Here is a 25,834-nt window from a genome sequence, read left to right as displayed (position 1 = left end):
TTCTCGCTACAGCGATGGCGGTCGTGGCCGTGTTCAACGGATATCTCGTCTTCGCGGTCATCGCGGCGGTCACCGCAGGCGCACAGGTCTGCGTGGCTGGAGCGCAGTGGGGACAAGCACTCGCGATGGGTGCGCGCCCGTCGCTGTTCGCCGCGCTCTTCGACCTCACGGGGTTTCTTCGCGCACGTGCACCGGAAACGCACGAGCTCGTCTCACGAGACGGCGCACGTCTTCCGCTTGGCGTCTGGCATCCAGCCGATCGCTCGGAGACGGGGCCCGTGGTCGTGCTCGTGCATGGCGGAGGTTGGGCGGGCGGGAATTGGCGACAGTTGCGCGCCTACGCGAACTGGTTGGCGGACAACGGTTATCGCGCGGTCTGCATCAGTTACCGGCTTGCTCCTCCGGCACGCTGGGACGTCGCTCCCTTCGACGTGATCGACGCGGTGCGCTGGGTGGAAGCGCACGCCGGTGAACTCGGTGTCGACCCGGATCGGATCGCGTTGTTCGGTTCGTCCGCGGGCGGGCACCTGGCGTTGCTCGCGGCGAGCCTCGGTGAACAACCGCGGCCCCGTGCAGTCGTGTCGATGTACGGGCCGGTGGATCTGCTGTCGCTCTACGAGGCCTTGCGCCGCAAGCGCATCAGCCCTGTCGGCCGGGAGGTGTCTCCGCTGGTGGACTTCCTCGGCGGTACACCGCACGAGGTGGCGGAGCGCTGGGAGTGGAGTTCGCCCATCGCCCACGTCGAATCCGCGCCAGCACGCGTCTGCGTCGTCACTGGGGCACGCGACCAGTGGGTTCCATTGGAGACGATCACGCCGTACATGGTGGCGCCGGAGCTCCCGACGCTCGTCGTTCTCAAGCGCGCCGACCACTGCTTCGACCTGATCTGGGGCTCGATCTCCGCCCAGACCGCGCGCTTCGTCGTGCTGGAGTTCCTGCGTCAGGCCTTCGCGAGCCGATGAACTCCAGGAACAGCGCGTGGCGCTGTTCCTGGAGTTCGACGGCTACTTCGCGAACGCGACGCCGACGACCTCGCCGCCCGCGAACCCGACGACCGAGGCCCTGCCGGTCTCCAGGTTGATCTTCACCAGCACCGACCCGCCCAGCAACGACAGGCTGGGGCGCACGGCGGCGAGGGCGTGGTGACGACCGTTGACGGTGGCGATGTCGAAGCCGTTGGCCTTGTCCACATCGACACCGAGCTTGCCGACGGTGAAGAGCTGACCGGTGTTCGGCGAGACGACCGGGGTGACACCGGCCGCGGTGCCTTGGGTGACGAGCGTGTCCTTGTGGCTGTCGAGGTCGTAGAGCGTGGTGGACGTCGCGCCGGCGACGCTGTTGGTGTACCCGGCGGCGGACACCTTCGGTGTGCTGCCCGCGGCGCGGTCACCGGGTGCGTAGGCGAGCGGGCCGTCCGTGGCGGCGAGTGCGCCTGTGTCAGGGACCAGGCGCAGGTTCTGGCCGGTCGAGGTGACCAGGCGGATGCGGTCCACGGTCGGGTTGAAGTCGAAGCCGATCGCCGTGCCGTTGAGCGTGATCGGGGCTCCGACGGCGGTGGCGCGGCCGGTGCGGGTGTCGACGGTGTAGAGCTGGCCGGAGCGTCCGATCGCGTAGAGCACGCCGGTGGCGGGTCGCACGTCGATGCCGGCGAGCCGGTCGTGGGCCTTGAGGCCGGTGACGCGGACGCGGTGCTGGGCGAACAGCGGGGATGACCAGGTCCGGGTGCTGAGCACACCGTCGTCGGTGAGCAGGTGGACGCGGAGCTGGTCGCCGGACGCCGAGGCGGGCGCCGCGCCGAGTACTCCGGTGAGCAGTGCTGCCGCGGCGGCGATGGCGGTCGTGCGAGCGATGCGCATGGTTTCTCCCAGGGCTGTGAACGCGGAACACGGGTGCATACGGCACGCCCAAGGCCGATGTTGAAGCGCCAACAAAACAAATTCAGACCCATCCGACCCGCCCCCGGCGCCGAACTGGCTTTCAGGAGCGGCGACGGGGAGCTCATGGCGATCACCGACAAGCGGGGAGATCTGGACCTCCGGGACGTCTACGCCGCGCACGGCCCGGAGATCTATCGCTTCGCGCTCCGGCAGCTCGGGGACGGCCAGGCGGCCGAGGAGGCCGTGCAGGAGGTGTTCCTGAAGGCCTGGCGGTCCGCCGAACGGTTCGATCCGGACCTGGCGAGCCTGCGTGTGTGGCTGTTCGCGATTGCCCGCAACGTCGTGATCGACGAAGCGCGGGCGCGAGCCCGGCACACCCGGCGACTCCACGCGGTGGCAGCGGACCGGCCCGCGAACATCTCCGACTTCGCCGACTCGGTGCTCGATCAGCGCCTGGTGGAGGAAGCACTGCTGAGGATCAGCGACAACCACCGCGTGGCGCTCGTGGAGACTTATCTGCGCGGCCGGTCCTACCGGGACGTAGCCGCCGAGGTGGGCGTGTCGCAGGTGACGCTGCGCAGCCGGGTCTTCTTCGGCTTGAAGGCGTTGCGGCTGGCGATGGAGGAGATGGGGGTGCGGCTGTGAACGACTTCGTCCATCGGAGGCGAACCGAACTGCTCGGCGCCTACGTACTGAACCACCTTGAGGGGTCTGAGCTCGCGGCGGTGCTGGACCATCTTGACGACTGCGCGGAATGTCAGAGCACCGTCGCCGAACTCGCCCCAGTGGCGCGTGCACTGGCCGGCGCGAACGCCGACAACGTCACTGTGCCCGCGCATCTCGAAGAGCTGGTCGTGCGGCGGGTCGATGCCCAACGTGGACGGCGGACGCGCACGACGCTTCTGGTCACCGCTGCTGCCGCCGTGGTGATCGCGGGCGCGACCTGGTGGTACCTGCGCCCCGCCGCACCACTCGAACCAGTCGCGCTCGTCCAGCAGGCTCCGGGAGTGACCGCGGAGGCGTCCATCGTCCCGCACACCTGGGGAGTAGAGATCAAACTCGACGGACAGGGGTTCGCCTCAGGACAGACCTTCCAGGTCTCCGTCACTGGCACCGACGGCGCCGAGGTGTCCGCAGGCTCGTTCATCGGCACCGGCGCGAACGTCATGCACTGCAACCTGAACAGTTCGGTGCTGCGCGCGAACGCGTCGGGTTTCATCGTGCGCGACGCCACCGGCACGATCACGCTGGCCTCGAAGTTCGCGCGGCGCTGACGTTTGCTCGCACGAGAAAGGCGGGGCCGGTTTCCACCGGCCCCGCCTTTGCGATCACCTCGTGGTCACGCCTTCACGGAATGCTTTCCGTGCGTCCAGGACGAGGCGTTGCCGCCGTCGCCCGCCGGACCGGAGTTTCCACCGACCGTGTTGCTGTGGTTGGAGGCGTCGCCGGTCGAACCCGTGGCGCCGGTGTCACCGGAGTTGCCCGAGGTGACCTCGGTCCAGGACTTGGTGCCGTGGTTCTTCCAGCCGGACTGCTTCCAGCCGTGGTTGTTCCAGCCGTGGCAGTTGTCGCCGCGGTGGTCGTTCCACTTCTGGTTCTTGTTCTCGGACTTCACCACTGCCGAGTTGCCGCCGGTGGCACCGGAGTTCCCGGAGTTGCCCGAGTTACCGGTCGTGGCGTTGTTCGAGCTGCTGGCGTTGCCGCCGTTGCCCGAGTTGCCGCCGTTGCCCGCGGTGGCTTCCGTGGAGCCGGAGTTGTTGTTGCGGTGGCTCCACTTGCCGTGGTTCCAGGACTTGCCCTGCTCGGTCGTCGCCCAGGCGTTGCCGCCATCGCCGGCCGGACCGGAGTTGCCGCCCACGGTGTTGCTGTGGTTGGTCGCGTCGCCGGTCGAACCCGTCGCGCCGGTGTTGCCCGAGTCACCCGAGGTGACGGTGGTCCAGGACTTGGAGCTGTTCCAGGACTTGCCGTGCCCCTTGTCCGAGCCGATCGTCCACACGACGGCCTTGTTGCCGCCGGTGTCGCCCGAGTTCCCGGAGTTGCCCGAGTTACCGGTCGTGGCGTTGTTCGAGCTGGAGGCGTTGCCACCGTTGCCCGAGTTACCGCCGTTGCCCGCAGTCGCCTCAGCCGAACCAGACTTGCCGTGGTTGTTCCACTTCTGGTTCTTGCTCACGACCGCCGCGTCGCCGCCGTCACCGGCGGGACCCGAGTTTCCGCCCACGGTGTTGCTGTGGTTGGAGGCGTCACCGGTCGAGCCCGTAACACCGGTGTTGCCCGAGTCGCCTGAGGTGACGTGGGTGTTGCACTCGGCCAGCACGCACAGGCCGTAGGCGCTGTTGCCGCCGGTGGCACCCGAGTTGCCCGAGTTACCGGAGTTGCCGGACGTGGCGTTGTTCGAGCTGGAGGCGTTGCCGCCGTTGCCCGAGTTACCGCCGTTGCCCGAGTTCGCGTTCTGCGAACGACCAGCCGCGGTGGCGTCGCCGCCGTTGCCTGCCGCACCGGACTTGCCGCCCACCGTGGTGCTGTGGTTGGAGGCATCGCCGGACGAACCCGTCGCGCCCGTGTTCCCGGAGTTGCCCGAGCTCACCTGGGTGTTGCACTTGGCGAGCACGCAGACGCCGTAGGCGCTGTTGCCGCCGGTCGCACCCGAGTTCCCGGAGTTGCCCGAGTTGCCGGACGTGGCGTTGTTCGAGCTGGAGGCCTTGCCGCCGTTACCCGAGTTACCGCCGTTGCCGCCGTTCACGACCGAGTGCACGACATCGCCGACGCCGCCCAGGAGGCCATTGCCTCCCGTGTCAGCGCTCGCGATTGCCGAGCCGGCCAGGAGGAAGCCTCCCGAGAACACTGCGGCCATCAGACCGCGTCGCACATAGCTGTGCATGTCGAACCTTCCTGTCAAACAAGCTTGGTGATCTGTCGGCTTGGTTGGCAGGACTGATCAACTGGGATGACTTCGGCCGTAGTAGTAACACCACGACCCGTGGACCTGGTGATCTGTACTTACCACAAGCGATCCGTTGTTCGGACGAACTCCTGAACCTGCGGGGAGATCCGAGACAGCGGGACTCGTCGATCCACTTGACGACACCGATCCCATCGTGCCGGGCAAAGCGAACGGCACGTCAGGTGACGGTGGAAGCGGCGCCTCAGTCGGTGGCACCACATCAGATGCGGAGATCTGTTGCTGCCGTGGGAACATCGCCACCGCGACTCGGTCTGGCAGCGCCACAGCGTAGGCATCCGGCGCGATGACCGGCGTCCACGGCGCCTCAGGAACCGCAGGCACAGCAATGGGAACGTCGGGCACAGGAGCCGGCTGCGGAACATCCGTCGAAGCGGATCGCTGTGTCACCAACGGTTTCGCGGCCTGCGGCACCACCGGCACGTCCTGCACCGTGCTCACCACGGGGGCGAGAAGCGGCGCCGTAACGAGCTGAAGTGGCTCCAGCACCGGGCTCAAGGGCCGCACCACGGTGTCGACGATCGGTGCGAGCGGTGCCAGCAGCGGTTCGGTCACCGGCGCGGCGGCCTTCAGAACCGGCTTGAGCACCGGATCGGTCACCGCCGCAACACCTCTCGTTACCGGCGCGACCTGCTGCACCACCGGTGCCACCACGTCCGTCACCGGGGAGATGAGCGCACCGACCCCATCCAGCAAGCCGGGTGAGTCGCCCTCATCAGCGCTCGCGACTCCCGCCGAGAGCAGGCCGAAACCGATGAGAAAGCCGGCCACACCCAGTGCGCGCCTTAGCGTTGTAGAGCACGTCGTCTTCATGCAATCACCCCCTTTCAACGAATCAGCACCCGTACATGCTCCTATTCGGAGCTGCTCCGGCGCCGGTTCACCCGAAAGTGGAAGTTTTCTGTTGTCGCAGATCAGCGACGCGAACAAATTCGAAACATCTGTTTTGACTACTTTGTGGCACATGATCGCGCCAACCACATCGACGCACAGTGATCACCAATCCATGAATGACCGCGTTCCGAATCATCAATGTCAAATTCGCGTCAAGGTTCTCGGAGGTGAGTCCTTTGACTCCAACAAGTTCCTCCCGCGCGAGACACCCGCAAGACGCCTCCTCGGCCGATCCAGCTGGTCGCGGCGGTGGTCGGGGTGGTGTTCCTACTCGTCGGCGCCTTCGGCTTCGTCCCAGGCGTCACCGCGAACGCTGACCAGCTCTCCTTCGCCGGTCACCACGAAGGCGCACTGCTGCTGGGCGTGTTCGCGGTGTCCGTGCTGCACAACCTGGTCCACATCACATTTGGTGTCGCAGGACTGCTGATGGCCAGTACGGCCCGTCGGGCAGCGGTCTACCTGGTCGGCGGCGGCGCGATCTATCTCTGTGGCTTGCACGACAGCCGCACGATCCGTGGTCCGGCCGCGTGGCTGACCAGCTCGGTGACCACAAGTGCGGCGTCCTGCACCAGATCCTCGTCCTCACCCACGAGTGCATCGGCGATCCGCGCCCGGATCGCCCGCAGCGCCGGAGTCCCCTCGTCGAGCTCAAGACCGAGCTCGACGCCACCGTTCACCGGTTGGCCCACAAGCAGCCTCCCCTCGACTCCCTTGCAGCGATTCGGAGCATAAGCGCGCAAGAGTGCACGGACGATCGGATCGACAGGCCTGTGCATCACGATGCGACCGAACTCAGGATTCCCGTCACCTCGGCATCCACACCGCCTCAGGTGATCTTTCGGTCCGCTGGAGGGTCGCCCGCTCCACTCTGGTTCAGCGCTTGACGACGCCGGATGCCCAACCGAGCGCTGCGTGGACTGTTCACCGCTCGCGTGAAGGGTTCTGTCCCTGTGCGTCCGGCACCAACTTCGGCGAACGCACAGGGACTTGCGCGGCGCCGTCCCGAACCGGCTGAACCGCATCTGGCGGATCCGCACGCAGAACATCCGCGCGACCTGGTCGTGCTGGATCGACGCGACGACGCCATCTACCCGATGGAGTGATTACCTGGCCACCGCAGACCGCAACGCCGCCCACCTCGCCCAGTCGCTCAAGCCGACGCTTCCGGCCGAGTGACTGCAGAAAGGCGGACATGACCTCCACGGCAGACAAAGCCAAGCGCCTTCAGGCCCTGCACGCGGCACCGGAGCTGTTGCTCGTCGTCAACGTGTGGGACGCGATCACCGCGAAGGTGGTCGCCGAGACACCCGGCACCCAGGCGCTCGCCACACCGAGCCACGGCATCGCGGCCTCCTCCCGCGGCTACCCGGACGGCGAGAAGATTCCCCGCGACGAGATGATCGCCGAGATCGCGCTGATCGTGCGCGTGGCCGGCGACCTGCCGGTCAGCGCCGACCTGGAAGCCGGCTATGGCGCCCCTGGCGGCACCATCGCGCGGGCCATCGACGCCGGCGCGGCAGGCGCCAACCTCGAAGACCAGATGAAGCCGCTCGACGAGTCGGTGCGGGCCGTCGAGGCCGCGGTCGCCGCCGCGCAGGCCGCCGGGGTCGACTTCGTGCTCAACGCCCGCACCGACGCGTTCGTCAAGGCAGGTGACCGTGACCCCGAGGACGTGCTGACAGATGCGATCGCCCGTGGCCGCGCCTACCTCGACGCGGGGGGCCTCGAACTTCTTCGTCCCAGGCAAGCTCGACACCACACAGGTCGAGCGGCTGGTCGAGGCGCTGGGTGAACGCAAGGTCAACCTGATCGGCATCCCCGGCTCGATCCCCCTGGACACAGCGCAGAAGCTCGGCATCTCGCGCGTGTCTTACGGGCCGTGGAGCCAGAACGTCGCACTCACCGCCTTGGCCAAGCTTGCCGAGGACGTCTACGCGGGCGGTGGACTACCCGACGACACCCGCAAACTGAACCGACGGACCCGATACAGCGACCGGAGCCCGTCGTACGCCAGATTGGGTGAGCGCCCTCAGTGCCGAGCGCCGGCCGCAGCAGGGGTGAGCGAATTGCTGATCACTGCTGCGGACCGCGATCATGTGAACCTGCCTACGAGGACAGTCCTATCGGGACGTTAAGTCTCGCCGTGACCAGATGGTGTGCAATCCGATCAGCTGGCGGCTACGAAGTAGATATGTGAAACCGGGAGAGACACGTGCGACCAATCCGCACCTGCTGACCGGTGCTCACGCGCTCGGCACGCTGCCGGACTCCGAGCGAGCCGAGTTCGAAGCACACCTGAACAGATGCCCAGGCTGCACGGCCGAGATGGCCGGACTGACTGAGACCGCGGCCCGACTGGGCAGCGCCGTGGACCACGCCGTCCCCACAACCCTTCGGCCAGAGGTGCTGCACGCGGTCCGCCGCGCGAGGCAGGTACCGCCGACCCCTCAGTTCGGACAAGTTCTTTCGCGACGCCAAAGTTTTCGGCGCGCCGCAGTGCTCATCTCGGCCGCCTGTGTGGTCGCCGCGGCGGTGGCCGGTGTGCACGGCGCACTGACCACGTCGCCGATCACCCCCGTGGCCGCCTCTCCCCACACTCAGATCGGTGATCTGCTGGCGGCGCCTGACCTGCGGCTCGTCACGGCAGGAGAGCCTGCGGCCACCGCGGCGATTTCGCTCAGCCGCAACGAGATGCTCTTCCTGGCACACGGCCTGCACACGCTGTCGCGCGACCGCGTCTACCAACTGTGGTTGATCGACGACCACGGTCCACGATCAGCGGGCATCGCGCGTCCGGCGGGCAGTGTGACTTCATTGCTCGTGAGCGGGTTCGAGGGGGCCGGCAAAGCCGTTCTCACCGTCGAGCCGGCGGGCGGTTCCCCGAGCCCGACTGGCTCTCAGGTTCTCAGCATCGCTCTTCGCTGAATCGGACGCAATCCGGTTCGAGCGGCACGCCGAATCCCGGTTGTGACCGATCACATTCTCGTCATCGGCTACGGCGACACCGGACGCAGCGCCGTGAACTCCGTGCTGGCCTCACAGCCGGACGCGCTGCTGATCGTGTTGGACATCGACTTCCTCGCTGTCGCCGAGGCAACAGCTAACGGTGCCACCGCGCTTGTCGGCGATGGGCGAGACAGATGTGCGCTCGACCAAGCAACCGCCGACATCGCCGATCGTGTCATCGTCGCGGTGCCGGACGACCTCAACGCGTTTCTGATCACGAGGGCGGTCCGGCAGCTCAACCCCGTTGCCTTGTTAGTGGTCATCATCCGTGAACCGGAGAACCACGCGATCTTCGCGTCCGACGGGATCGTGACCGTCCACATGCAACAAGACCCAGACAACCCGCAGACGTGAAAACTCCGGAAACCGCCTGAACAGCGCGGTTCCCGGAGTCGCGGTACTGCTGCCCTGGAGATGTCAGGCGGGCATCAGGACCGAGTCGATGAGGTAGACGGTCGCGTTCGCGGTGTGCACGCCGCCACAGATGACGTTGGCGTCGTTGACCTTGATCGCGTTGCCGGAACCAGTCACCTTGACCACGCCGGTCTGCACGGACTTCTGGTCGCCGGCGATCTTGTCGGGCGAGATCTGGCCGGGGACGACGTGGTACGTGAGGATCTTGGTCAGCAGCGCGTCGTCGGTCTTGAGCTTCTCGATCGTCGCGGCGTCGATCTTCGCGAACGCCGAGTCCACCGGCGCGAAGACGGTGAACTCGGCGCCGTTGAGCGTCGAGACCAGGTTGACCTTCGGGTTCAGCTTGCCCGACACCGCGGCGACCAGCGTCGTCAGCAGCGGGTTGTTGCTCGCGGCGACGGCAACCGGGTCGGCGGCCATGCCCGTGACGGAACCGGAGCCGGACGGAACCTGCTTCGCGTAGTCGGCACAACCAGGGCCGACCAGATCCTTGGCCGGATCGGCCATCGCCTGCGATGACGGAGCCGTCGAGGTCGCCGAGGTGGGCGCAGTGCTGGAGCTGCTGGAAGCCATGTCTCCCGAACCGCACGCCGCGCCGAACAGCGCGAGTGAGGCGGTGCCGATGGCGAGAACGGTGTTGCGGACGGTCTTGTTCATGACGGACATCTCCAAGGAATGAGCGGGGGAGGTTGTTACTCGTGATTCGCCGCCCCTCGGGGAACGGATGGGTCTGGTTATCGATCTGTTACCAACGAGACCGCGGATCACGCGCGAACAGGGCAGGCACCGCGCCGGAAACACAACGTCCACAGTCGACAGTAACTGCGCCTCACTCCTCTATGTCGCAAGTACTTCTGCCACATGAGCAATCCGTGATGTATTCAGTCCCGAAGCACTGACATCACACACTTCCGTCAATCCGAGTAGGGCCCACATGTTGACCCTCGCACTGATCGGTCTGATCGGCGGCCTGGTTACCGGTATCTCGCCGTGCATCCTGCCCGTCCTTCCCGTCATCTTCTTCTCCGGCGGCACCCAGAGCGCCCGCTCCACGACGCCTGGGTCAGGAGGGGTGGCCGTGGCGACCAAGCCGGCGTCACGCACTCGGCCCTACCTCGTGATTGCCGGACTAGTCGTCAGCTTCAGCCTGGTCACGCTGTTCGGGTCGCTGCTGCTCACGATCCTCAACCTGCCGCAGGACGTTCTGCGCTGGGGTGGCATCGTCGTGCTCATCCTGATCGGCATCGGCCTGATCGTGCCGCGCTTCGAGCAGCTGCTGGAGAAGCCGTTCTCCTGGATCCCGCAGCGCAATCCTGATGCGACCCGCGGCGGTTTCACGCTGGGTCTCGCTCTGGGCGCCGTGTACGTCCCGTGTGCGGGGCCTGTGCTGGCCGCCATCACCGTCGCCGGGTCCACCGGCAGGATCGGCACCGAGACCGTCGTCCTCACGCTCACGTTCGCCGTCGGTGCGGCCATCCCGCTGCTGATCTTCGCCCTCGCTGGCCGCCGCGTCGCCGAACGCGTGCAGTCCTTCCGCAAGCGCCAGCGCGGCATCCGCATCACCGCCGGTGTCGTCATGATCGCACTCGCGTTCGGCCTGGTGTTCAACCTGCCGCAGCTGCTGCAGCGCGTCATCCCGGACTACACCAGTTCGTTGCAGGACAAGGTGAACAACTCCGAGCAGGTCCGCAAGGCGCTCAACCTCGGCGGGCTGGTCAACGATCAGAACAAGGACCTCGACAAGTGCTCCGATGGCGCTCCTGAGCTGGAAAGCTGTGGCACCGCGCCGGACATCACCGGTATCCAGCAGTGGTTCAACACTTCGGGCGACCAGGCGATCGATCTGAAGTCGTTGCGGGGCAAGGTCGTCATGCTCGACTTCTGGGCCTACTCCTGCATCAACTGCCAGCGCTCCATCCCGCACGTCACCGGGTGGGACAAGGCCTACCGTGACGCTGGCCTTCAAGTGATCGGCGTGCACTCGCCCGAGTACGCGTTCGAGAAGGAAGCGGACAACGTGAAGTCCGCCGCCAAGAACTTCGGCATCACCTACCCGGTCGCCCTGGACAACAACCTGGGCACCTGGACGAACTACCGCAACCGCTACTGGCCGGCGCATTACCTGATCGACGCCCAGGGCACCGTGCGGCACATCAAGTTCGGTGAAGGCGACTACAAGGTCACCGAGAAGCTCATCCGCCAGTTGCTGACCGACGCCAACCCCGAGACGAGGCTCCCGGCCGCCACTGAACTGGCCGACGACACCCCGGTCAACGCCGACATCACCCGCGAGACCTACCTCGGCTCGACCAAGCGCGTGAACTTCGCCGGCACCGAGAACTACACCAGCGGCGACAAGTCCTTCCAGTTCCCCGAAAACCAGGGCACCGGCACCTTCGCCCTGGCCGGCGCCTGGAAGCTCGACACCCAGTCCATCACCCCCACCGGCGACTCCGGGCAGATCAAGCTCAACTACCGCGCCAAGGAAGTCCGGATGGTCCTGTCCGGCAAGGGAACCGTCACCGTCCAGAACAACGGGCAGACCAAGACCATCGAGGTCGACGGCACCCCCAACTCCTACCAGCTCGTGGCCACGCAACAGATCCAGGGCGGCTCGCTCACCGCGACCGTCAGCCCCGGAGTCCAGGCTTTCTCCTTCACCTTCGGATGATCAGGAACACCACCATGCACCTCACCGACGTCACCACGGACTCCTTCGACAGCGATGTACTCAGCGCGGACAAGCCCGTGCTGGTCGACTTCTGGGCGCCCTGGTGCGGGCCCTGCAAGTCACTGAGCCCGGTCGTCACCGGCATCGCGGAGGAGCACCAGGACAAGATCTCCGTCGTGAAGATCGACATCGACGCCAACCCCGACATCGCCGTCCGCTACAGCGTGCTCAGCATCCCCACCCTGATGCTGTTCTCCGGCGGACAACCCGTCGCCACCCTCACCGCACCACGCAAGCGCGCCGACATCCTCAAGGCGCTCTCCACCTGGCTCTGAACACCAGCAGAGACGAAGAGACCACGATGGCCTGGAGGCCGTCGGGGTCTCTTCGTCTTCGTGTCACACCACCGAGATCGCAAGAACCGGGGTCGTCGTGGGGCTGGATGATCCACCGCTCGGTTCGACGGTCAGCGCAAGCTTCTGTGCGTCCGCAAGGCCTTCTGCGACAACGGGTTCGTCTCGCAGGAGACCTGCCGAGCGCGGTCCGTCCGGGCCGACCATCCACAGCTGGTACGTGCGGTCCGACGGCAGCTTCGGCAGTCCGCTGGCGAGGAACACCGCCTTGCCCCGGCTCGGCGAGACCACGACGGTTCCCTTGCCACCCGCAGATGCCGAGTCGCTGACGAGTTTCGCGTCGGGAGCGTTCAGCAGGTCCGAGACCTGGCTGTAGCCGGCGGCCGACTGACGGAGCTCGTCGAGTTCATTCCGGTCCTGCACACCCTGAACACCGAGCACAACCGCGCCGAACACAGCGGCGGCGGTCGTGAGCAGGCTCGCCCGCATCAGCCACTTTTTCGGCGAGCGCGAAGCAAGCACGGTCACCGTGGCGGTTGTCTCCGGTGGCAACTGAGGGGTGGCCGCTGCCTTCGCCAGCACCTGTGAGCGCAGATGGGACGGGGGCTCGATTTCCGTCGAGAGGCTGAGCCTGACCGAGGTGGCCTGCAGTTCGGCGACTTCCTGCGCGCACGAGGCGCAGTCCGCCAGATGCTCCTCGAACTCCGCCCGTTCGTCCTCCGGCAGGGCGTTCATCGCGTACACGCCGGTCAGCATGTGCAGATCTGACGACATGCTCACACGGTCACCCCCAAGCAGTCCCGCAGTCTGATCAGGCCATCACGCATCCTGGTCTTCACAGTGCCCAGCGGGACACTGAGCAGACTGGACACCTCCGGATAGCTGTAGCCCTGGTAGTAGGCCAGCAGTACCGACTCGCGCTGCAGGTCGGTCAACGACGACAGGCAACGACGCACCTTGCGCTGCTCGATGCGGTCGGTGACCTGCTCGACGACCTCGTCGAACGGGATCTCCACCGCCGACGCCGCGACGCGTTCGTCGCGATTGGTCGCCGCCTGCGAGGACCGCACCCGGTCAACCGCACGCCGGTGCGCCATCGTCATGATCCAGGTCGTGGCCTTGCCGCGGTCCGGGTCGAACCGGCTCGCCGTCCGCCACACCTCCAGCATGACCTCTTGGAACACTTCCTCGGACTGCGCCTCGTCACGCAGCACCCGGCGCACGAGCCCGAACACCATGCCCGCCGCGAGGTCGTACAACCGCCCGAACGCAGCCTCATCGCCCCGTGCCACGCACGCCAGCAGGTCCTCCGCCGAATCGTCCAGCTCTGAGGATTCGGCGACACCACGGGACATGATCCGTTGTGTCAGGTCGCGTTGCTGCATCGCGCTCCTTCTCGTGATACTTGTCCGCCCACGGGTTCGAAGCCGAGGCATGAGGCGGGCGTCACTCACGTCTGCCCTGTCGTGCAGCGGGATCACACCGGTGCACGTACACCGGAAAGCGGTCGGCAAGTCGTGGTTGAAACTCAACGTAACTCATCGACTGCGATTGCAGAAATCTCCACTTTCGAGTGAACATGCGTGATCCACGTGATCGGCAACCCATGCCGCACTTGCCTTTCGAGGTCGCGGCGTACTTCTCGACGTGGCATGACCATGCGATCAAATCCGGGATAGGCACCCCGAAATCAGTCCAGGTGGTACTGACGTACGTTCATCCTTTCGAGTTAACGTGAGGCCCGGCACGGCGTTGCTCGTCCTGCGCGTCTCACCGGTCGCCGATTCCAGGTCACCTTCCGCCTCAAGAGGATGAGACCGGCCACGCATCAGATGGGCCTGGCCGACTTCGTCCACTTCGGACAGTTCTACAAGAGACAACAGACGTCGATTAGGCAGACGACGGCGTTGGCGGTGCGTCGACGATCGGTCTTCAGTCGTCGCTGGCCGTGACATCAGCCTGCGTCAACGCTTGATGCCAGCAGTGTGCAAGAGGGCGTTCGGGTGAACTGGGCAAGCCTCCTCGGCCTTGGCGCCGAATGGATGGCGTCCTGTCCGTGTGGCGGGTTTCGCTCCGGACGGGCTTCGATCCGAAGGGATGGAGCATGTCAGCACCCCCTCCCACGCGTCGTCGACGACGCGTGGCGGTAAGTCTGATCGCGGTCGGGAGCACGTTGCTCGCGGCAGGTTTGATCGGTGGTTCAGGTTCGGCCGGTGCGTCGAGTCACCGTGAGGCGCCGTTGATCGCGGGTGATCCGGCGGTGGACAACACGGACGTCTACGCGTTCGTCAGCCCGGAGAAGCCGGACACGGTGACGCTCGTGGCGAGCTGGTCGCCGTTCCAGGAGCCCAACGGCGGGCCGAACTTCTACCCGTGGGCGACCGATGCCCGCTACGACATCAACATCGACAACGATGGTGACGCCAAGGCGGATCTGACCTACCGGTGGACCTTCCGCACCGAGGACCGCCGCGGCAAGTCGACGTTCCTGTACAACAACGGGCCGGTCACGTCGCTGGACGACGAGGACCTGCTGTTCCGGCAGACTTACACGCTGGAGCTGATCGACCGCGACGGTCGTGATCGCAAGCTGATCCGCTCGGGCAAGGTCGCGCCGTCCAACACCGGCCCGGCGTCCATGCCGGACTACGGCGCGCTGCGCGCCCAGGCGATCACCGACGTGCCCGGTGGCGGCAAGAGCTACGTCGGGCAGTCCGACGACGCGTTCTTCCTCGACCTGCGGGTGTTCGACCTGCTCTACGGCGGCAACCTCTCCGAGGTCGGCCAGGACACGCTGCGCGGCTACAACGTCAACACCATCGCGTTGCAGGTGCCCAAGTCGCAGTTGGCGCTCAAGGGCGACGCGACCCGCAACCCGGTCATCGGGGTGTGGAGCGACACCGAACGGCAGTCGATGATCCTCAGCCCAGGGGAATCGCGTGCGGTCGGCCCGTTCGTCCAGGTCTCGCGCCTGGGCAACCCGCTGGTCAACGAGGTCGTCGTCCCTGCGGGCCTCAAGGACAAGTTCAACGCCCTCACACCCGACCAGGACGGCAAGACGCCGGATCTGGTCAAGCGGGTCACCGACCCCGAGGTGCCCAAGCTGATCCAGGCGATCTACGGCCTGCCAGCCCCGGCCACGCCGCGCAACGACCTGGTGGAGATCTTCCTGACCGGCATCACCACCAAGCTCGGCGGGCCGATCAAGGCCGACCTGAACTCGCAGTTGAACAACGCCGACGTGAATCCGAAGAAGTTCACGCCGTCGGAACAGCTGCGGCTCAACACGTCCATCCCGCCGGCGGCATCGCCGAACCGGCTGGGCGTGCTCGCCGGTGACCTGCAGGGCTTCCCCAACGGGCGCCGGCTCACCGACGACGTGCTCGACATCGGCGTGCAGGCGCTGGAAGGCGCCGCGGTCAGCGGCATCGTGCCCGCGCTTGCAGCCGGGGACAAGGTCAACGCCAATGACAAGGCGTTCGGCACCTCGTTCCCCTACGTGGCACTGCCGAACAACACCGCCGTCAACTCCGGCGCTGCCGGTGCAGTGGCACCCGCAGGCGCGGGTGGCGCCGGCGGCGGCGGCGGCGGTCTGCCGGACGGGCTGATCCTCAACGCCGTCCTCTCGGCGCTGCTGATCGGCTCGGGCGTGTGGCTGCTGGGCCGCCGTCCACTTCGGACCGCGGTTCCCGCAGTCGCGTAAAAGCGTGCCGGGGAACGGAATCTCTTCCGTTCCCCGACACGTCCCTCGGCAGCAACCTACGGAGCGCGCCATGAACCGCCGCAAGATCATCGCAGTGCTGGCGATCACCGCCGGCGCCGCGCTGCTCGCCACCACCGCGACCGCGCTGAGCCGCGGCGACGACCCGGCCCCTCCTGCTCCAGGCGCCGCTGTCGTGCGCAGCAATGTGCAGCGCACCATCACTGCGGCCCAGGACCGGCTGAAGCGCGTGCCTGGCGACGCCGCCACGTGGGCGCAGCTCGGCTCGGCCTACGTCGAACAGGCCAGGATCACCGGCGACCCGACCTACTACGGCAAGGCCCAAGGCGCGCTCGGCACCTCGCTACGGCACAAGCCGGAGGCAAATGGCAACGCCCACCTAGGCCTCGGCGCGCTGGCCAACGCCCGCCACGACTTCACCGCCGCCCGCGACCAGGCCGAACTCGCCCGTGCCGCGTTGCCCGACACCGCCGAGGTCTACGGCGTGCTCGCCGACGCCCTCACCCAGCTCGGTCTGGCTGACGAGGCGCGGGCCGCCGTGCAGCGGATGCTCGATCTCGAACCCGGAGTGCCCGCGTTCACCCGCGCCGCCTACGACTTCGAGCAGCGCGGCGACGTCGACTCCGCACGCCGAGCCCTCACCCGCGCGCTCGACGCCTCCTCCTCGCCCGCCGACTCGCTGTTCTGCCGCTACCACCTCGGCGAACTGGCCTTCGACAACGGCGACCTCGACGAGGCCTCCGCCCAGTACGAACAGGGCCTGCTGATCGACCCGCTCGACCCCGCACTGCTGCAGGGGCGCGCCAGGATCGCGGCCGCCCGAGGCAAGCTGGACGACGCGCTCGCCGGTTACGCCGACCTCGTGGCACGCGTGCCGTCACCGCAGTATCTGCACGAAAACGCCGTCCTGCTGCAAGTCGCGGGCCGCACCGAGGACGCCGCCCGCCAGTTCGACCTCCTCGCTCAGCAGGAACGGCTGCTCGCCGCCTCGGGCAGCACCGACGACCTGGCCGCCTCGGTCGCCGCCGCCGACCGGGGTGATCCCGCCACCGCACTGGCCGCCGCCGAACGTGAATGGAGCCGCCGGCAGCACCCGCTGGTCGCGGACGCACTCGCCTGGGCACTGCACCTGGCCGGACGCGACGCTGAGGCTCCTCGCTACGCCGACCGCGCCGCTGCCGCGGGCTGGCGCAACGCGACGTTCGCCTACCACCGCGGCATCATCCTGCGCGACCTCGGCCGTACCGTGGACGCCGTCGGCGCGCTCGGCTCGGCGCTGCGGACCAACCCGTACTTCTCACCGGTGGACGCCCCTGCCGCCCGCGCCGCGCTGGACGGTCTGCGATGAAGGCGCTGGCAGCCCTCGTCCTCACCGCGCTGGCCATGCTGGCGATCCCGGCCCGTGCCGGAGCCCACCCGCTGGGCAACTTCACCATCAACCACCACCACGCCATCACCGTGCACCCCGCCAGGATCGACCTCGTCTCCGTCATCGACCTCGCCGAGATCCCCACCCTGCAAGAACAACCCGCCCGCCAGACCGACTATGCCGGCCGCGAGTGCGACACCGTGCGCAGCAGTCTGGGGGTGACTGTCAACGGCACGCGGACGGCCGTGGCGCTGCGGTCCGCCTCGGTCGAGTTCCCTTCAGGCGAAGCCGGTCTCGCCACGACCCGGCTCACCTGCCTGCTGAGCGCACCCACCGACCTGAGCACCGCGGCCACCATCGACGTGCGTGACACCTACCGGCCCAACCGCGTCGGCTGGCATGAGATGACCGCAATCGGCGACGGCATCGCGCTGATCGACCCACCGGTGCCGTCGACCAGCTCCAGCAACGAGCTCCGCGTCTACCCCGACGACCTGCTGGCCAACCCCCTCGACGTCCGCACAGTGAGCCTGCGCGTGGAACCGGGAGCCGGCGCGGCCTCAGGTATCGCCGCGCCCCAGGGCGGCAGCACGTTGATCGGTGCGGCCACCCGCGCCTTCACCGGGCTGGTCGGCCAGCAGGACCTCACCCCTCTGGTCGGCGTGCTCGCCGTGCTGCTGTCGTTGCTGCTCGGCGCTTCCCACGCCGCGTTGCCCGGACACGGCAAGACCGTCATCGCGGCCTACCTCGCGGGCCGTGACGGCACCGCCCGCGACGCTGTCGTGGTCGGCGCCACGGTCACCCTCACCCACACGCTCGGGGTGCTGCTGATAGGTCTGGTGATCAGTGCCTCCAGCGCGTTGGCCGGAGAGTCTCTGTTGCGGGTGCTTGGCATCGCCAGCGGTGTGCTCGTCACCGCCATCGGGGCGTTTCTGCTGCGCTCAGCTCTGCAACGGCAACCCGTCGCCATAGGGCATGGCCATGGTCACGGGCATGGGCATGGACATGGACATGGACACGGGCACCGTGTAGGTCGTGGCGGTCTGATCGGCATGGGTGTGGCGGGCGGCCTGGTCCCCAGCCCGTCGGCTCTGGTAGTGCTGCTCGGCGCGATCGCCTTGGGCCGTACCTGGTTCGGCGTCCTGCTCGTCTTGGGCTACGGCCTGGGCATGGCCACCACCCTCACCACCGTCGGCCTGCTGCTGGTTCGCCTGCGCGACCGTCTCGCCGCCGTCGAACGCTTCCGAGACCGATTCACCGCCCTGCCCGTCATCACCGCCGGGCTCGTCCTCGTCGTCGGCCTCGGGCTGACTGCCCGAGCCCTGTTCGAATAGGAGGCGCGATGCGCTTTCTCATCCCGCTCCTGTGCGGCGCCGCCGTTCTGACCGCCTGCACCACGACCCCCGACCCCGGACCGGTCTTCGACAACGAGAACGGCAAGGAGCTCACCTGCCTGAGCCACCAACCCCAGGCGCCAGGCCCCCGCTACACCGACGAAGCGATGCGCAGCACCGGCGAAACCCTGTCACTACTGCGCTACTACACCGTCCACGGCCGCAAACCCTTCTGCGACGGCAAAACCCCCACCGACACCGACAAACAGTGGGCCCAGCTCTACGTGACTCTCGGCGCCGACCGCGCCAACGTCACGGCACTGCTCGGCTGACACCGGATGCCCAGACAATACACTCCACTTAGGACCCAATTGGCTGAAACCGGGAACAACCCGTGCGATCAACCCGAGTTTGCTGATCGGTGCTCACGCATTCGGCACTCCCTGACGCCGAGGGAACCGAGTTTGAAGCACACCTGGGCACGTGCCGGGAGATCTGGCGCACGCGTTGACTTCCTGCCGCCGCATGACCAAGGCACTCGCCGGCGCCTTGTACTCGGCCACTGACCTCAAGATCACAGGCGACGACGGCATCGAACGCAAGATGTCCGACGACCTGTACAGCAACCGCCTCCTCCAGCACGTCCGCGATCAGCTTGGCGGACGGACACAGGGCAGTGTCCTGAAAGCAACCCTCGACAGCCTCGGCGGGCGGCTGAAGTCATTGGACTCCCTTGCGAGCAAGGGAGTCCACGACGAGGTTTCCGCTTCGGAGGCCGAGACGTGCATACCTGCTCGCAGCTGACATCGTCCGCATCGCGGATGGCAGCTCAGCACTGCTTGTCGACGGCAAAGATCACGATCGGCCAACCACGCCATTAGCACGGCGCCACGGACAATTGGGCGGCGAACCTCATCGCCCGCATCGCCGAGGCCGAACGCGAGGGCTGGCTCGGCGAGGTCGACGGCCTACGCATCAGCCTCACCGCCGCCGAGCACAAACTGGCCAGCTCAACACACCACCGACACGACACACCACCGTCGAACTCGGCATCCCCACGCTCACCACGGACCGCTGACCAGCACGAACTCGTGACACCGTCGAACATGATCAAAGTTCAGAGAACTCAGAACGTTGCCGAATCAAAGAGAAAAGTCAGCCCACGACCACCGCGATTATCACTGTGACTACCCGCGACACGTCCCGCAGAAGCCCTGATTGCGAGCCCGGGACGGGCCCGAGAACCCTGAACTGCGACGACACAGACTGACACCGCACAGCAAGCAACGCGCCCGGATCCTGCATTTGAAGTGCGGAAACGGCACTCGCCGACATCAGCCGACATCACAATTGAGGCCCACCCGAGGACTCTTAATCAGCGGGTCCGGGGTTCGAGTCCCTGGCGGCGTACTCCAGAGAAGCAGGTCGACTTTCGAGTCGACCTGCTTCTCTGTATTTCGGGGGTTCATCTTCATTCTCCGTTTCTGCGTTGTGGATCATGGTTTGCGAGCCCGAGACATCCCTGGAAGTTGGGCGGCCCGCTCGACGTGGTGCGCCCAGGCGGTGGCTTCGTCGTAGGTAATACGGGTGGAGAGACAGCCGCGGAGGATGCCGACGAGCCGGTTGGCGACGTGGCGCAGGGCGGCATTGTGCGGCACACCGCGGGCATGTTGGCGGTCGTAGTAAGTGCGCGTGCCTGCTGAAGTCCGCAGGGCACACATGGCCTGACGCATCACTCCGGCATGCCGCTCACCAGCGACAGGGAGGACACGACATCGCTCCGACGGCCGCTCCCCCACCACCAGCTGGTGCTCGACCCCAGGCAGTACTCACCAACTCCGAACGAGCCAAGCGCTCATCGCGAAGCAGCCATCTCGCAACGAGGCGCCGACCGCTTGTCCTGTCACCCTCTTCATGTCACTCGAAGACGCACTCATCGTGTGAGGGCAACCAAACGCGGCACCGGGTGGGCTCACTGGCAGCCGCAACCCGCTGCTGACTTCGCGTCCGCCACGGTGAGATTCGAGTCGACTGGTTGCTCATCGGTCGTGCAGCAGGCGCTGACACCGCAGCACGAGCCTGCGTCCTGCGCCGGGACAGCCGTGGGGACGGGCTTGATGTCGAGGGGTTTCACCGCTCGGACGATCGCGGAGTGCATGCCGTCGGCGGCCTGGAACGTCGGGGTGATCTCGATGTTGGCGAACCCGGCCGCTTCCAGGCCTTCGCGGTACTCGGTGAAGGTGAGGGCTCCTGCGATGCAGCTGACGTAGGAGCCGCGCTCGGCTCGCTCGGCGGTGGTGAGGTGGTCGTCGGCGACGACGTCGGAGATGCCGAGGCGGCCACCGGGGCGCAGGACGCGGAAGGTCTCGGCGAACACGGCGGGCTTGTCGACGGAGAGGTTGATGACGCAGTTGGAGATCACGACGTCGATGGTGTTGCCTGGCAACGGGATTGCTTCGATGTTGCCCTTGAGGAACTCGACGTTGGTGGCGTCGGCCTTCTCAGCGTTGGACAGTGCGAGCGCGAGCATCTCGTCGGTCATGTCCAGGCCGTAGGCCTTGCCGGCGGAACCGACGCGGCGCGCGGAGAGCAGGACGTCGATGCCACCGCCGGAACCCAGGTCCAGCACCCTTTCGCCTTCGCGCAGCTCGGCGACCGCGACGGGGTTGCCGCAGCCGAGTGAGGCGGCGACCGCTTCGGTGGGCAGTTCGTCGCGCTGGGCCGCCGGGTAGAGCGTGGCGCCGAAGGTCGCGTCGACCTCCACGGCCTGCGGGCCGCAGCAGCCGCCTCCTCCTTGTGTGACGGCGGTCGCGGCTACGGCGTAGCGGGCACGGACGGTCTCTCGCAGCTCGGTCTGCTCAGTCATGGGTAGCGCCTCCAGGCTGTATTGAAATCTGTCTATGCAGTGTTGCGCAAAACCCGAAGTGCCGTCAATATTGAAAAATGTCGAAGCAAGAGGTGGGGTGCTGCGATCCGCTGCCGGAGGACCCGCTGGCCGCGGAACAGGCGGCCGAGCTGTCTGCGATGTTCAAGGCACTCGGTGACCCGGTGCGCCTGCGGCTGCTGTCGATGATCGCTTCACGAACGGAGGGCGGGGTCTGCGTCTGCGAGTTGACGCCCGCGTTCGAACTGTCCCAGCCCACGATCTCGCATCACCTCAAGCTGCTGCGCCAGGCGGGCCTGGTCGACTGCGAGCGCAGGGGTACGTGGGTCTACTACTGGGTTCGCCCGGAGACGACCGATCGGATGGCCGCGATGTTGAGCAACGTGACCCGCGACCGGCGGTCGGTCACGGCCTGATCGACGTGGCGATCTTCGCGATCGCTGCTTTCACGGTCGGCCCGACCCCGATGAGGGTGGCCGAGGCGGGTCCGGTCCAGCTGCCGTAACCGAGCAGGTGCAGGCGTGGCTCATCCGCGGCCGCGGTGCCGTCGACCGTGACGCGGCCTTCGGTGTCGCGCAGTCTCAGCGGAGCCAGGTGGCTCAGGGCCGGCCGGAATCCTGTGCACCACACCACGACGTCTGCGTTGGACAACGCTTCGGCGTCCGTCGGTGTGGCCACGAGCAGCCCGCTGTCACGGGCTTCGCGAACAGGCGGCACAGCCACGATGTCGCCGAGTTCACTGACGCTGCCGCGCCGGGTGGCGATGTCGAACAACGCTTTGCCGTCGATCTCGTCCGGCATGTACCGCGGTGGCCGGCGGGTCATCCAAGTCAGCTCGGTGTGCGGCACCAGGTCTGCGGCGATCTGGGCGCCGGAGTTGCCGCCGCCGACCACGACGACCTTCTGCCCGGCGAACTCCAGCGGGTCGCGGTAGTCGACTGTGTGCAGCTGGCGGCCGGGTAGGTCCATCAGCGGCCGAAATGGCCGCCACCAGGTGCCGGTCGCGCTGATGACGTGCCGCGCCGACCAGGTTCCGGAGTCCGTGTGCACCAGCAGCCCGTCCTCGCTTCGGCTCACCGAGGTCACCTGGACAGGCCTGTGAACGGGGATGTCGTAGCGCTTCTCGTAGGCGGCGAGGTAGTCGGCGACATGGTGTGCGGTCGGGTATCCGTCCGGAAAGGACGGCATGGGCCAGCCGGGCAGCGAGCTGTGGCGGGCAACGGAGAACAGGCGCAGCGAGTTCCACGTGAGCGGCCACGCCCCGCCCGGCACCGGTTGCGCGTCGAGCACCACGTGGTCGACGCCCGCGCGGCGCAGGTAGAAGGCGGCGGCCAGCCCTGCCTGGCCACCGCCGATCACCACGACGTCAGACTTGAGCACGACCCACCCATCGACGCCGAAGCCAGAGGCTGACGTACACGAGCGCGACGAGCACCGGCACCTCGATCAACGGCCCGACCACGCCGGCCAGCGCCTGTCCGGAGGTCACGCCGAACACGCCGATCGCGACGGCGATGGCGAGCTCGAAGTTGTTGCCCGCCGCGGTGAAGGCCAGCGTGGTCGTCCGCTCGTAGGAGAGCCCGGATGCCTTGCCCAGGGCGTAGGAACCGGCCCACATGATGGCGAAGTAGACCAGCAGCGGCAGCGCGATTCGAACGACGTCGAGTGGGCGGTTGGTGATGGTCTCGCCCTGCAGTGCGAACAGGATGACGATCGTGAACAGAAGGCCGTACAACGCGATCGGGCCGACGCGGGGCAGGAACTTCGATTCGTACCAGTCCCGGCCGCGCGACCGCTCCCCCAGTTTGCGGCTCAGGTAGCCCGCGAGCAGCGGGATGCCGAGGAAGATGAGCACGGACTTGGCGATCTCCCAGGCGGAGAAGTCGACCGCGGTGGTGTCCAGGCCGAGCCAGCCGGGGAGCAGGTCGAGGTAGAACCAGCCGAGCACGCCGAACATGATGACCTGGAACACGGAGTTGAGCGCAACGAGCACCGCGGCAGCTTCGCGGTCTCCGCAGGCGAGGTCGTTCCAGATGATGACCATGGCAATGCATCGGGCGAGACCGACGATGATCAGGCCGGTGCGGTATTCGGGCAGGTCGGCGAGGAAGACCCACGCGAGCGCGAACATCAGCGCCGGGCCGAGGACCCAGTTCAGCACCAGTGACAGCACCATCGTGCGCTTGTCGCGGGTGACGGTGTCGAGCTTGTCGTAGCGGACCTTGGCGAGCACCGGGTACATCATCAGCAGCAGGCCGAGGGCGATCGGCAGCGACACCTCGCCGATCTTCACCGCGTCCAGGACTCCCTGCAGACCGGGCACGAACCGGCCGAGCAGCAGGCCGGCGACCATGGCGACACCGATCCACACCGGCAGGAACCTGTCCAGGAAGGACAGTCGGTGCAGCACGTCCGGTGCCGCGGTTTCCGTGGTGCTCAACAGGTTCTCCTGGGTGTAGGCAGGCGTCATCGCCCGATGACGGACATCGGCGAGTTCGGCGTGGTCAGGTCAGTCGCAGCAGGCGCTGGTGTCGCGCAGCGGCCCTCCCGGCGCCAGCACGGCCGCAAGGGTGTCGATGGCGGCGTTGTCGATGCGATACCAGCTCCAGGTCCCGCGGCGTTCCCGGCTGAGCACACCTGCGTTGACGAGGATCTTGAGGTGGTGGCTCAGCGAGGACTGCGGCATGTCGAACTGGTCAGCGAGGTCGCAGAAGCACGCTTCCTGGCCCTCGGTCCGGCGCACGAGGCTGACCAGGTCGACGCGGATCGGGTCGCCGAGCGCCTTGAACAAGCGTGCGGCGGTCGCCGAGTCGAGCAGCGTCTGGTCCGGGCTCATGACGTTGACCATAGCGGTTTGGATTGACAAAAGTCGATACAGGGGGTGTGATTTGCATCGACGAACTTCGGTCCAAGGAGATCTGATGTCCCGCACCCGCGGACTCCCCCAGCACGAGCTCACCGCCCAGCTGCTCCGGATCACCGATGAACTCTCTGACAAGTTCCACGGGGTGTTCAGCCGCGAGACCGTCGCGAAGATCGTGGACGAGACCTACGACCTGCTCGCCGAGCACGCCACCATCACCGGTTTCCTACCGGTCCTGACCGCGCGGTTCGCCCGCCAGCGGCTGGCCGACCAGGGCCGCGCCGACGGCCTGACCACGATCACCGTGCCGCAGGTGTTGTTCGTCTGCGTCCACAACGCCGGCCGCTCGCAGATCGCGGCCGCGCTGCTGGAGCACCACGCGTTCGGCAAGGTCTCCGTGCGCTCGGCGGGCAGCAAGCCGACCGGCACGATCCCGCAGACCGTGACCGACGCGCTGGCCGAGCTGGGCATCACACTGACCGAGGCGTTCCCGAAACCGCTCACCGACGAGGTGGTGCGCGCCGCCGACGTCGTGGTCACCATGGGCTGTGGCGACAGCTGCCCGGTTTACCCCGGCAAGCGCTACCTCGACTGGGACGTCGCCGACCCGGCCGGCGCCTCGCTGGGCACCGTCCGTGATGTCCGCGACGACATCGACCGCCGTGTCCGCGGCTTGCTGTCCGAACTGCTCCACGACTGAAATCCGTTTGGGAACAAGGAGAACCGCCGTGTCCACCACCCCCGAGGTGCTGTTCGTCTGCGTGCACAACGCGGGCCGCTCCCAGATGGCCGCCGCATTGCTCCAGCACTACGGCATGGGCCGGATCACCGTGCGCTCGGCCGGTTCCGAGCCTGCGGAGAAGGTCAACCCGGCCGCAGCCGCGGCGCTGGCCGAGTGGGGCCTCGACATCACCGCCGAGGTGCCCTCGAAGCTCACGACGGAGGACGTCGAGGCCTCCGATGTTGTGATCACGATGGGCTGCGGCGACACCTGCCCCGTGTTCCCCGGCAAGCGCTACCTCGACTGGCAGCTCGACGACCCCGCCGGACAGGGCATCGACGCCGTCCGCCCGATCCGCGACGACATCGACCGCCGGGTGCGCGGCCTGGTTGCCGAACTGCTCGGCTAGCGCGGCACGCTGGCGGTCGACAACGCGGCCGCCAGCACCCCGATCGCGCCCGGAACCACGAACACAGCCGGGTAGCCGCCGAGCCAGGCAGCCATGGTGCTGCCCGGGCATCCCATCGGTCGGTGATCGCGGTCGCCAGCGCTACCAGTGCGAGCGCGGCGACGATCGAGCCTGAGGTCATGATGACGCGCGGGCCATGTCGATCGAGCAGCTTGCCCACCGGGATTCCTACCAGTCCCGCGACGATCTGGCTCACGGAGAACCCTGCTGTGATCGCCGCGAGCGACCCCCTGTCCGCGCGCTGATGGTCGGCCCCAGCTGATGATCTCGGTGGTGCACAACACGATCAGCACGCGGCG

General features: G+C 67.1%; 29 protein-coding genes and 1 pseudogene. 19 read left to right on the top strand and 11 right to left on the bottom strand.

All coding sequences use genetic code 11. The features are described from left to right. The first annotated feature begins 14 nt into the window (after positions 1-14). Positions 15-962: an alpha/beta fold hydrolase gene (locus ACIRG5_RS28205; protein WP_402909811.1), complete on the top strand. Its 948-nt coding sequence runs from the start codon at positions 15-17 to the stop codon at positions 960-962. A 42-nt stretch (positions 963-1,004) separates the two neighbouring features. On the opposite strand, the gene ACIRG5_RS28200 is transcribed toward ACIRG5_RS28205, so the two are convergent. Beyond that, the gene (locus ACIRG5_RS28200; protein WP_402909808.1) at positions 1,005-1,856 is read right to left on the bottom strand and encodes a DUF4394 domain-containing protein; all 852 of its coding nucleotides are present in this window, start codon (positions 1,854-1,856) and stop codon (positions 1,005-1,007) included. Positions 1,857-2,000: 144 nt separating this feature from the next. Between ACIRG5_RS28200 and ACIRG5_RS28195 the strand changes: the two genes are divergently transcribed. After that, positions 2,001-2,522, top strand: coding sequence for a sigma-70 family RNA polymerase sigma factor (locus ACIRG5_RS28195; protein ID WP_402909805.1), 522 nt, complete (start codon positions 2,001-2,003; stop codon positions 2,520-2,522). Beyond that, a complete protein-coding gene (locus ACIRG5_RS28190; protein WP_402909802.1) occupies positions 2,519-3,151 on the top strand; it encodes an anti-sigma factor family protein in 633 nt (210 codons plus the stop codon). The genes ACIRG5_RS28195 and ACIRG5_RS28190 overlap by 4 nt, the downstream gene beginning before the upstream one ends. A 65-nt stretch (positions 3,152-3,216) precedes the next feature. Here ACIRG5_RS28190 and ACIRG5_RS28185 read toward each other — a convergent pair whose 3' ends face one another. Both ACIRG5_RS28185 and ACIRG5_RS28180 read right to left on the bottom strand, forming a co-directional pair. After that, positions 3,217-4,755, bottom strand: coding sequence for a hypothetical protein (locus tag ACIRG5_RS28185; RefSeq protein ID WP_402909800.1), 1,539 nt, complete (start codon positions 4,753-4,755; stop codon positions 3,217-3,219). A 57-nt stretch (positions 4,756-4,812) separates the two neighbouring features. Further along, entirely contained in the window at positions 4,813-5,649 is an 837-nt protein-coding gene (locus ACIRG5_RS28180) for a hypothetical protein (RefSeq protein WP_402909798.1), read from the bottom strand. A gap of 312 nt (positions 5,650-5,961) precedes the next feature. On the opposite strand from ACIRG5_RS28180, the pseudogene ACIRG5_RS28175 reads away from it, so the two are divergent. Further along, positions 5,962-6,216, top strand: a pseudogene (locus ACIRG5_RS28175) (DUF4383 domain-containing protein); the annotation flags it as partial. Here ACIRG5_RS28175 and ACIRG5_RS28170 read toward each other — a convergent pair. Continuing rightward, the gene (locus ACIRG5_RS28170; protein WP_402909796.1) at positions 6,210-6,419 is read right to left on the bottom strand and encodes a hypothetical protein; all 210 of its coding nucleotides are present in this window, start codon (positions 6,417-6,419) and stop codon (positions 6,210-6,212) included. The pseudogene ACIRG5_RS28175 and the gene ACIRG5_RS28170 overlap by 7 nt on opposite strands. Positions 6,420-6,717: 298 nt before the next feature. Here ACIRG5_RS28170 and ACIRG5_RS28165 point away from each other — a divergent pair, with 298 nt between their 5' ends. The 5 genes from ACIRG5_RS28165 to ACIRG5_RS28145 are packed head-to-tail and all read left to right on the top strand — an operon-like array spanning position 6,718 to position 9,090. Further along, positions 6,718-6,906 carry a hypothetical protein gene (locus tag ACIRG5_RS28165; RefSeq protein WP_402909793.1) on the top strand — a complete coding sequence of 63 codons (189 nt, stop codon included), beginning with the start codon at positions 6,718-6,720 and terminating at the stop codon, positions 6,904-6,906. 16 nt (positions 6,907-6,922) lie between these two features. Then, positions 6,923-7,522, top strand: a complete 600-nt coding sequence (locus ACIRG5_RS28160; RefSeq protein WP_402909791.1) for an isocitrate lyase/phosphoenolpyruvate mutase family protein — start codon at positions 6,923-6,925, stop codon at positions 7,520-7,522. Then, on the top strand, positions 7,413-7,865 hold the full coding sequence (locus ACIRG5_RS28155; protein WP_402909788.1) for an isocitrate lyase/phosphoenolpyruvate mutase family protein: 453 nt from the start codon (positions 7,413-7,415) through the stop codon (positions 7,863-7,865). Before ACIRG5_RS28160 ends, ACIRG5_RS28155 begins: the two co-directional genes overlap by 110 nt. A 16-nt stretch (positions 7,866-7,881) precedes the next feature. Next, positions 7,882-8,655, top strand: coding sequence for an anti-sigma factor domain-containing protein (locus tag ACIRG5_RS28150; RefSeq protein ID WP_402909785.1), 774 nt, complete (start codon positions 7,882-7,884; stop codon positions 8,653-8,655). Between the two features lie 42 nt (positions 8,656-8,697). Continuing rightward, complete coding sequence (locus tag ACIRG5_RS28145; RefSeq protein ID WP_402909782.1) at positions 8,698-9,090, top strand: NAD-binding protein; 393 nt, start codon at positions 8,698-8,700, stop codon at positions 9,088-9,090. A 63-nt stretch (positions 9,091-9,153) separates the two neighbouring features. Here ACIRG5_RS28145 and ACIRG5_RS28140 read toward each other — a convergent pair whose 3' ends face one another. Further along, a complete protein-coding gene (locus tag ACIRG5_RS28140) occupies positions 9,154-9,807 on the bottom strand; it encodes a fasciclin domain-containing protein (protein ID WP_402909779.1) in 654 nt (217 codons plus the stop codon). A 277-nt stretch (positions 9,808-10,084) separates the two neighbouring features. Between ACIRG5_RS28140 and ACIRG5_RS28135 the strand changes: the two genes are divergently transcribed. Next, on the top strand, positions 10,085-11,821 hold the full coding sequence (locus ACIRG5_RS28135) for a cytochrome c biogenesis protein DipZ (protein ID WP_402909776.1): 1,737 nt from the start codon (positions 10,085-10,087) through the stop codon (positions 11,819-11,821). Then, positions 11,818-12,156: a thioredoxin gene (gene trxA, locus ACIRG5_RS28130; protein ID WP_402909773.1), complete on the top strand. Its 339-nt coding sequence runs from the start codon at positions 11,818-11,820 to the stop codon at positions 12,154-12,156. Before ACIRG5_RS28135 ends, trxA begins: the two co-directional genes overlap by 4 nt. A 63-nt stretch (positions 12,157-12,219) precedes the next feature. Here trxA and ACIRG5_RS28125 read toward each other — a convergent pair whose 3' ends face one another. After that, on the bottom strand, positions 12,220-12,948 hold the full coding sequence (locus tag ACIRG5_RS28125) for an anti-sigma factor domain-containing protein (RefSeq protein ID WP_402909771.1): 729 nt from the start codon (positions 12,946-12,948) through the stop codon (positions 12,220-12,222). 2 nt (positions 12,949-12,950) lie between these two features. Further along, positions 12,951-13,529, bottom strand: coding sequence for a sigma-70 family RNA polymerase sigma factor (locus tag ACIRG5_RS28120; protein ID WP_402909969.1), 579 nt, complete (start codon positions 13,527-13,529; stop codon positions 12,951-12,953). A 785-nt stretch (positions 13,530-14,314) separates the two neighbouring features. Here ACIRG5_RS28120 and ACIRG5_RS28115 point away from each other — a divergent pair. From ACIRG5_RS28115 to ACIRG5_RS28095, 5 genes are all read left to right on the top strand, one after another. After that, positions 14,315-15,877 carry a DUF4331 domain-containing protein gene (locus tag ACIRG5_RS28115; protein ID WP_402909768.1) on the top strand — a complete coding sequence of 521 codons (1,563 nt, stop codon included), beginning with the start codon at positions 14,315-14,317 and terminating at the stop codon, positions 15,875-15,877. 70 nt (positions 15,878-15,947) lie between these two features. Further along, on the top strand, positions 15,948-17,243 hold the full coding sequence (locus ACIRG5_RS28110) for a tetratricopeptide repeat protein (protein WP_402909765.1): 1,296 nt from the start codon (positions 15,948-15,950) through the stop codon (positions 17,241-17,243). Further along, entirely contained in the window at positions 17,240-18,598 is a 1,359-nt protein-coding gene (locus tag ACIRG5_RS28105) for a High-affinity nickel-transporter (RefSeq protein ID WP_402909763.1), read from the top strand. Before ACIRG5_RS28110 ends, ACIRG5_RS28105 begins: the two co-directional genes overlap by 4 nt. A gap of 8 nt (positions 18,599-18,606) precedes the next feature. Continuing rightward, on the top strand, positions 18,607-18,930 hold the full coding sequence (locus ACIRG5_RS28100) for a hypothetical protein (RefSeq protein ID WP_402909760.1): 324 nt from the start codon (positions 18,607-18,609) through the stop codon (positions 18,928-18,930). A gap of 193 nt (positions 18,931-19,123) precedes the next feature. Further along, positions 19,124-19,402, top strand: a complete 279-nt coding sequence (locus ACIRG5_RS28095; protein ID WP_402909758.1) for a hypothetical protein — start codon at positions 19,124-19,126, stop codon at positions 19,400-19,402. A gap of 1,168 nt (positions 19,403-20,570) precedes the next feature. Here ACIRG5_RS28095 and arsM read toward each other — a convergent pair. After that, on the bottom strand, positions 20,571-21,464 hold the full coding sequence (arsM, locus tag ACIRG5_RS28090) for an arsenite methyltransferase (RefSeq protein WP_402909755.1): 894 nt from the start codon (positions 21,462-21,464) through the stop codon (positions 20,571-20,573). Between the two features lie 77 nt (positions 21,465-21,541). Between arsM and ACIRG5_RS28085 the strand changes: the two genes are divergently transcribed. Then, entirely contained in the window at positions 21,542-21,898 is a 357-nt protein-coding gene (locus tag ACIRG5_RS28085) for an ArsR/SmtB family transcription factor (RefSeq protein WP_402909753.1), read from the top strand. On the opposite strand, the gene ACIRG5_RS28080 is transcribed toward ACIRG5_RS28085, so the two are convergent. The 3 genes from ACIRG5_RS28080 to ACIRG5_RS28070 form a co-directional block, all read right to left on the bottom strand. Then, positions 21,888-22,862 (bottom strand): ArsO family NAD(P)H-dependent flavin-containing monooxygenase, encoded by a 975-nt coding sequence (locus tag ACIRG5_RS28080; protein WP_402909751.1) that lies wholly within the window; start codon positions 22,860-22,862, stop codon positions 21,888-21,890. The genes ACIRG5_RS28085 and ACIRG5_RS28080 overlap by 11 nt on opposite strands. After that, positions 22,849-23,922 (bottom strand): ACR3 family arsenite efflux transporter, encoded by a 1,074-nt coding sequence (arsB, locus tag ACIRG5_RS28075; RefSeq protein ID WP_402909749.1) that lies wholly within the window; start codon positions 23,920-23,922, stop codon positions 22,849-22,851. The genes ACIRG5_RS28080 and arsB overlap by 14 nt, the downstream gene beginning before the upstream one ends. A gap of 69 nt (positions 23,923-23,991) precedes the next feature. Further along, positions 23,992-24,318 carry an ArsR/SmtB family transcription factor gene (locus ACIRG5_RS28070; RefSeq protein ID WP_402909746.1) on the bottom strand — a complete coding sequence of 109 codons (327 nt, stop codon included), beginning with the start codon at positions 24,316-24,318 and terminating at the stop codon, positions 23,992-23,994. Positions 24,319-24,403: 85 nt separating this feature from the next. Here ACIRG5_RS28070 and ACIRG5_RS28065 point away from each other — a divergent pair, with 85 nt between their 5' ends. Then, positions 24,404-25,045, top strand: coding sequence for a three-helix bundle dimerization domain-containing protein (locus ACIRG5_RS28065; RefSeq protein WP_402909744.1), 642 nt, complete (start codon positions 24,404-24,406; stop codon positions 25,043-25,045). Positions 25,046-25,073: 28 nt separating this feature from the next. Continuing rightward, positions 25,074-25,475: an arsenate reductase ArsC gene (locus ACIRG5_RS28060; protein WP_402909741.1), complete on the top strand. Its 402-nt coding sequence runs from the start codon at positions 25,074-25,076 to the stop codon at positions 25,473-25,475. Positions 25,476-25,834 lie beyond the last annotated feature (359 nt).

The sequence above is a fragment of the Lentzea sp. NPDC102401 genome (assembly GCF_044765805.1).
Lineage (GTDB): Bacteria > Actinomycetota > Actinomycetes > Mycobacteriales > Pseudonocardiaceae > Lentzea > Lentzea sokolovensis.
Note: the sequence above shows the minus strand (reverse complement) of the source record. Positions and strands in the feature narration are given on the sequence as shown.

Coding starts and splice junctions, on each gene's coding strand:
- ACIRG5_RS28150 (WP_402909785.1), top strand. CDS start 7,882: ATGGTGTGCAATCCGATCAGCTGGCGGCTACGAAGTAGATATGTGAAA.
- ACIRG5_RS28100 (WP_402909760.1), top strand. CDS start 18,607: ATGCGCTTTCTCATCCCGCTCCTGTGCGGCGCCGCCGTTCTGACCGCC.
- ACIRG5_RS28140 (WP_402909779.1), bottom strand. CDS start 9,807: ATGAACAAGACCGTCCGCAACACCGTTCTCGCCATCGGCACCGCCTCA.
- ACIRG5_RS28155 (WP_402909788.1), top strand. CDS start 7,413: ATGCGATCGCCCGTGGCCGCGCCTACCTCGACGCGGGGGGCCTCGAAC.
- ACIRG5_RS28125 (WP_402909771.1), bottom strand. CDS start 12,948: ATGTCGTCAGATCTGCACATGCTGACCGGCGTGTACGCGATGAACGCC.
- ACIRG5_RS28085 (WP_402909753.1), top strand. CDS start 21,542: ATGTCGAAGCAAGAGGTGGGGTGCTGCGATCCGCTGCCGGAGGACCCG.
- ACIRG5_RS28105 (WP_402909763.1), top strand. CDS start 17,240: ATGAAGGCGCTGGCAGCCCTCGTCCTCACCGCGCTGGCCATGCTGGCG.
- ACIRG5_RS28065 (WP_402909744.1), top strand. CDS start 24,404: ATGTCCCGCACCCGCGGACTCCCCCAGCACGAGCTCACCGCCCAGCTG.
- ACIRG5_RS28200 (WP_402909808.1), bottom strand. CDS start 1,856: ATGCGCATCGCTCGCACGACCGCCATCGCCGCCGCGGCAGCACTGCTC.
- ACIRG5_RS28120 (WP_402909969.1), bottom strand. CDS start 13,529: ATGTCCCGTGGTGTCGCCGAATCCTCAGAGCTGGACGATTCGGCGGAG.
- trxA (WP_402909773.1), top strand. CDS start 11,818: ATGATCAGGAACACCACCATGCACCTCACCGACGTCACCACGGACTCC.
- ACIRG5_RS28070 (WP_402909746.1), bottom strand. CDS start 24,318: ATGAGCCCGGACCAGACGCTGCTCGACTCGGCGACCGCCGCACGCTTG.
- ACIRG5_RS28095 (WP_402909758.1), top strand. CDS start 19,124: ATGACCAAGGCACTCGCCGGCGCCTTGTACTCGGCCACTGACCTCAAG.
- ACIRG5_RS28180 (WP_402909798.1), bottom strand. CDS start 5,649: ATGAAGACGACGTGCTCTACAACGCTAAGGCGCGCACTGGGTGTGGCC.
- ACIRG5_RS28185 (WP_402909800.1), bottom strand. CDS start 4,755: ATGCACAGCTATGTGCGACGCGGTCTGATGGCCGCAGTGTTCTCGGGA.
- ACIRG5_RS28195 (WP_402909805.1), top strand. CDS start 2,001: ATGGCGATCACCGACAAGCGGGGAGATCTGGACCTCCGGGACGTCTAC.
- ACIRG5_RS28110 (WP_402909765.1), top strand. CDS start 15,948: ATGAACCGCCGCAAGATCATCGCAGTGCTGGCGATCACCGCCGGCGCC.
- arsM (WP_402909755.1), bottom strand. CDS start 21,464: ATGACTGAGCAGACCGAGCTGCGAGAGACCGTCCGTGCCCGCTACGCC.
- ACIRG5_RS28205 (WP_402909811.1), top strand. CDS start 15: ATGGCGGTCGTGGCCGTGTTCAACGGATATCTCGTCTTCGCGGTCATC.
- ACIRG5_RS28135 (WP_402909776.1), top strand. CDS start 10,085: ATGTTGACCCTCGCACTGATCGGTCTGATCGGCGGCCTGGTTACCGGT.
- ACIRG5_RS28160 (WP_402909791.1), top strand. CDS start 6,923: ATGACCTCCACGGCAGACAAAGCCAAGCGCCTTCAGGCCCTGCACGCG.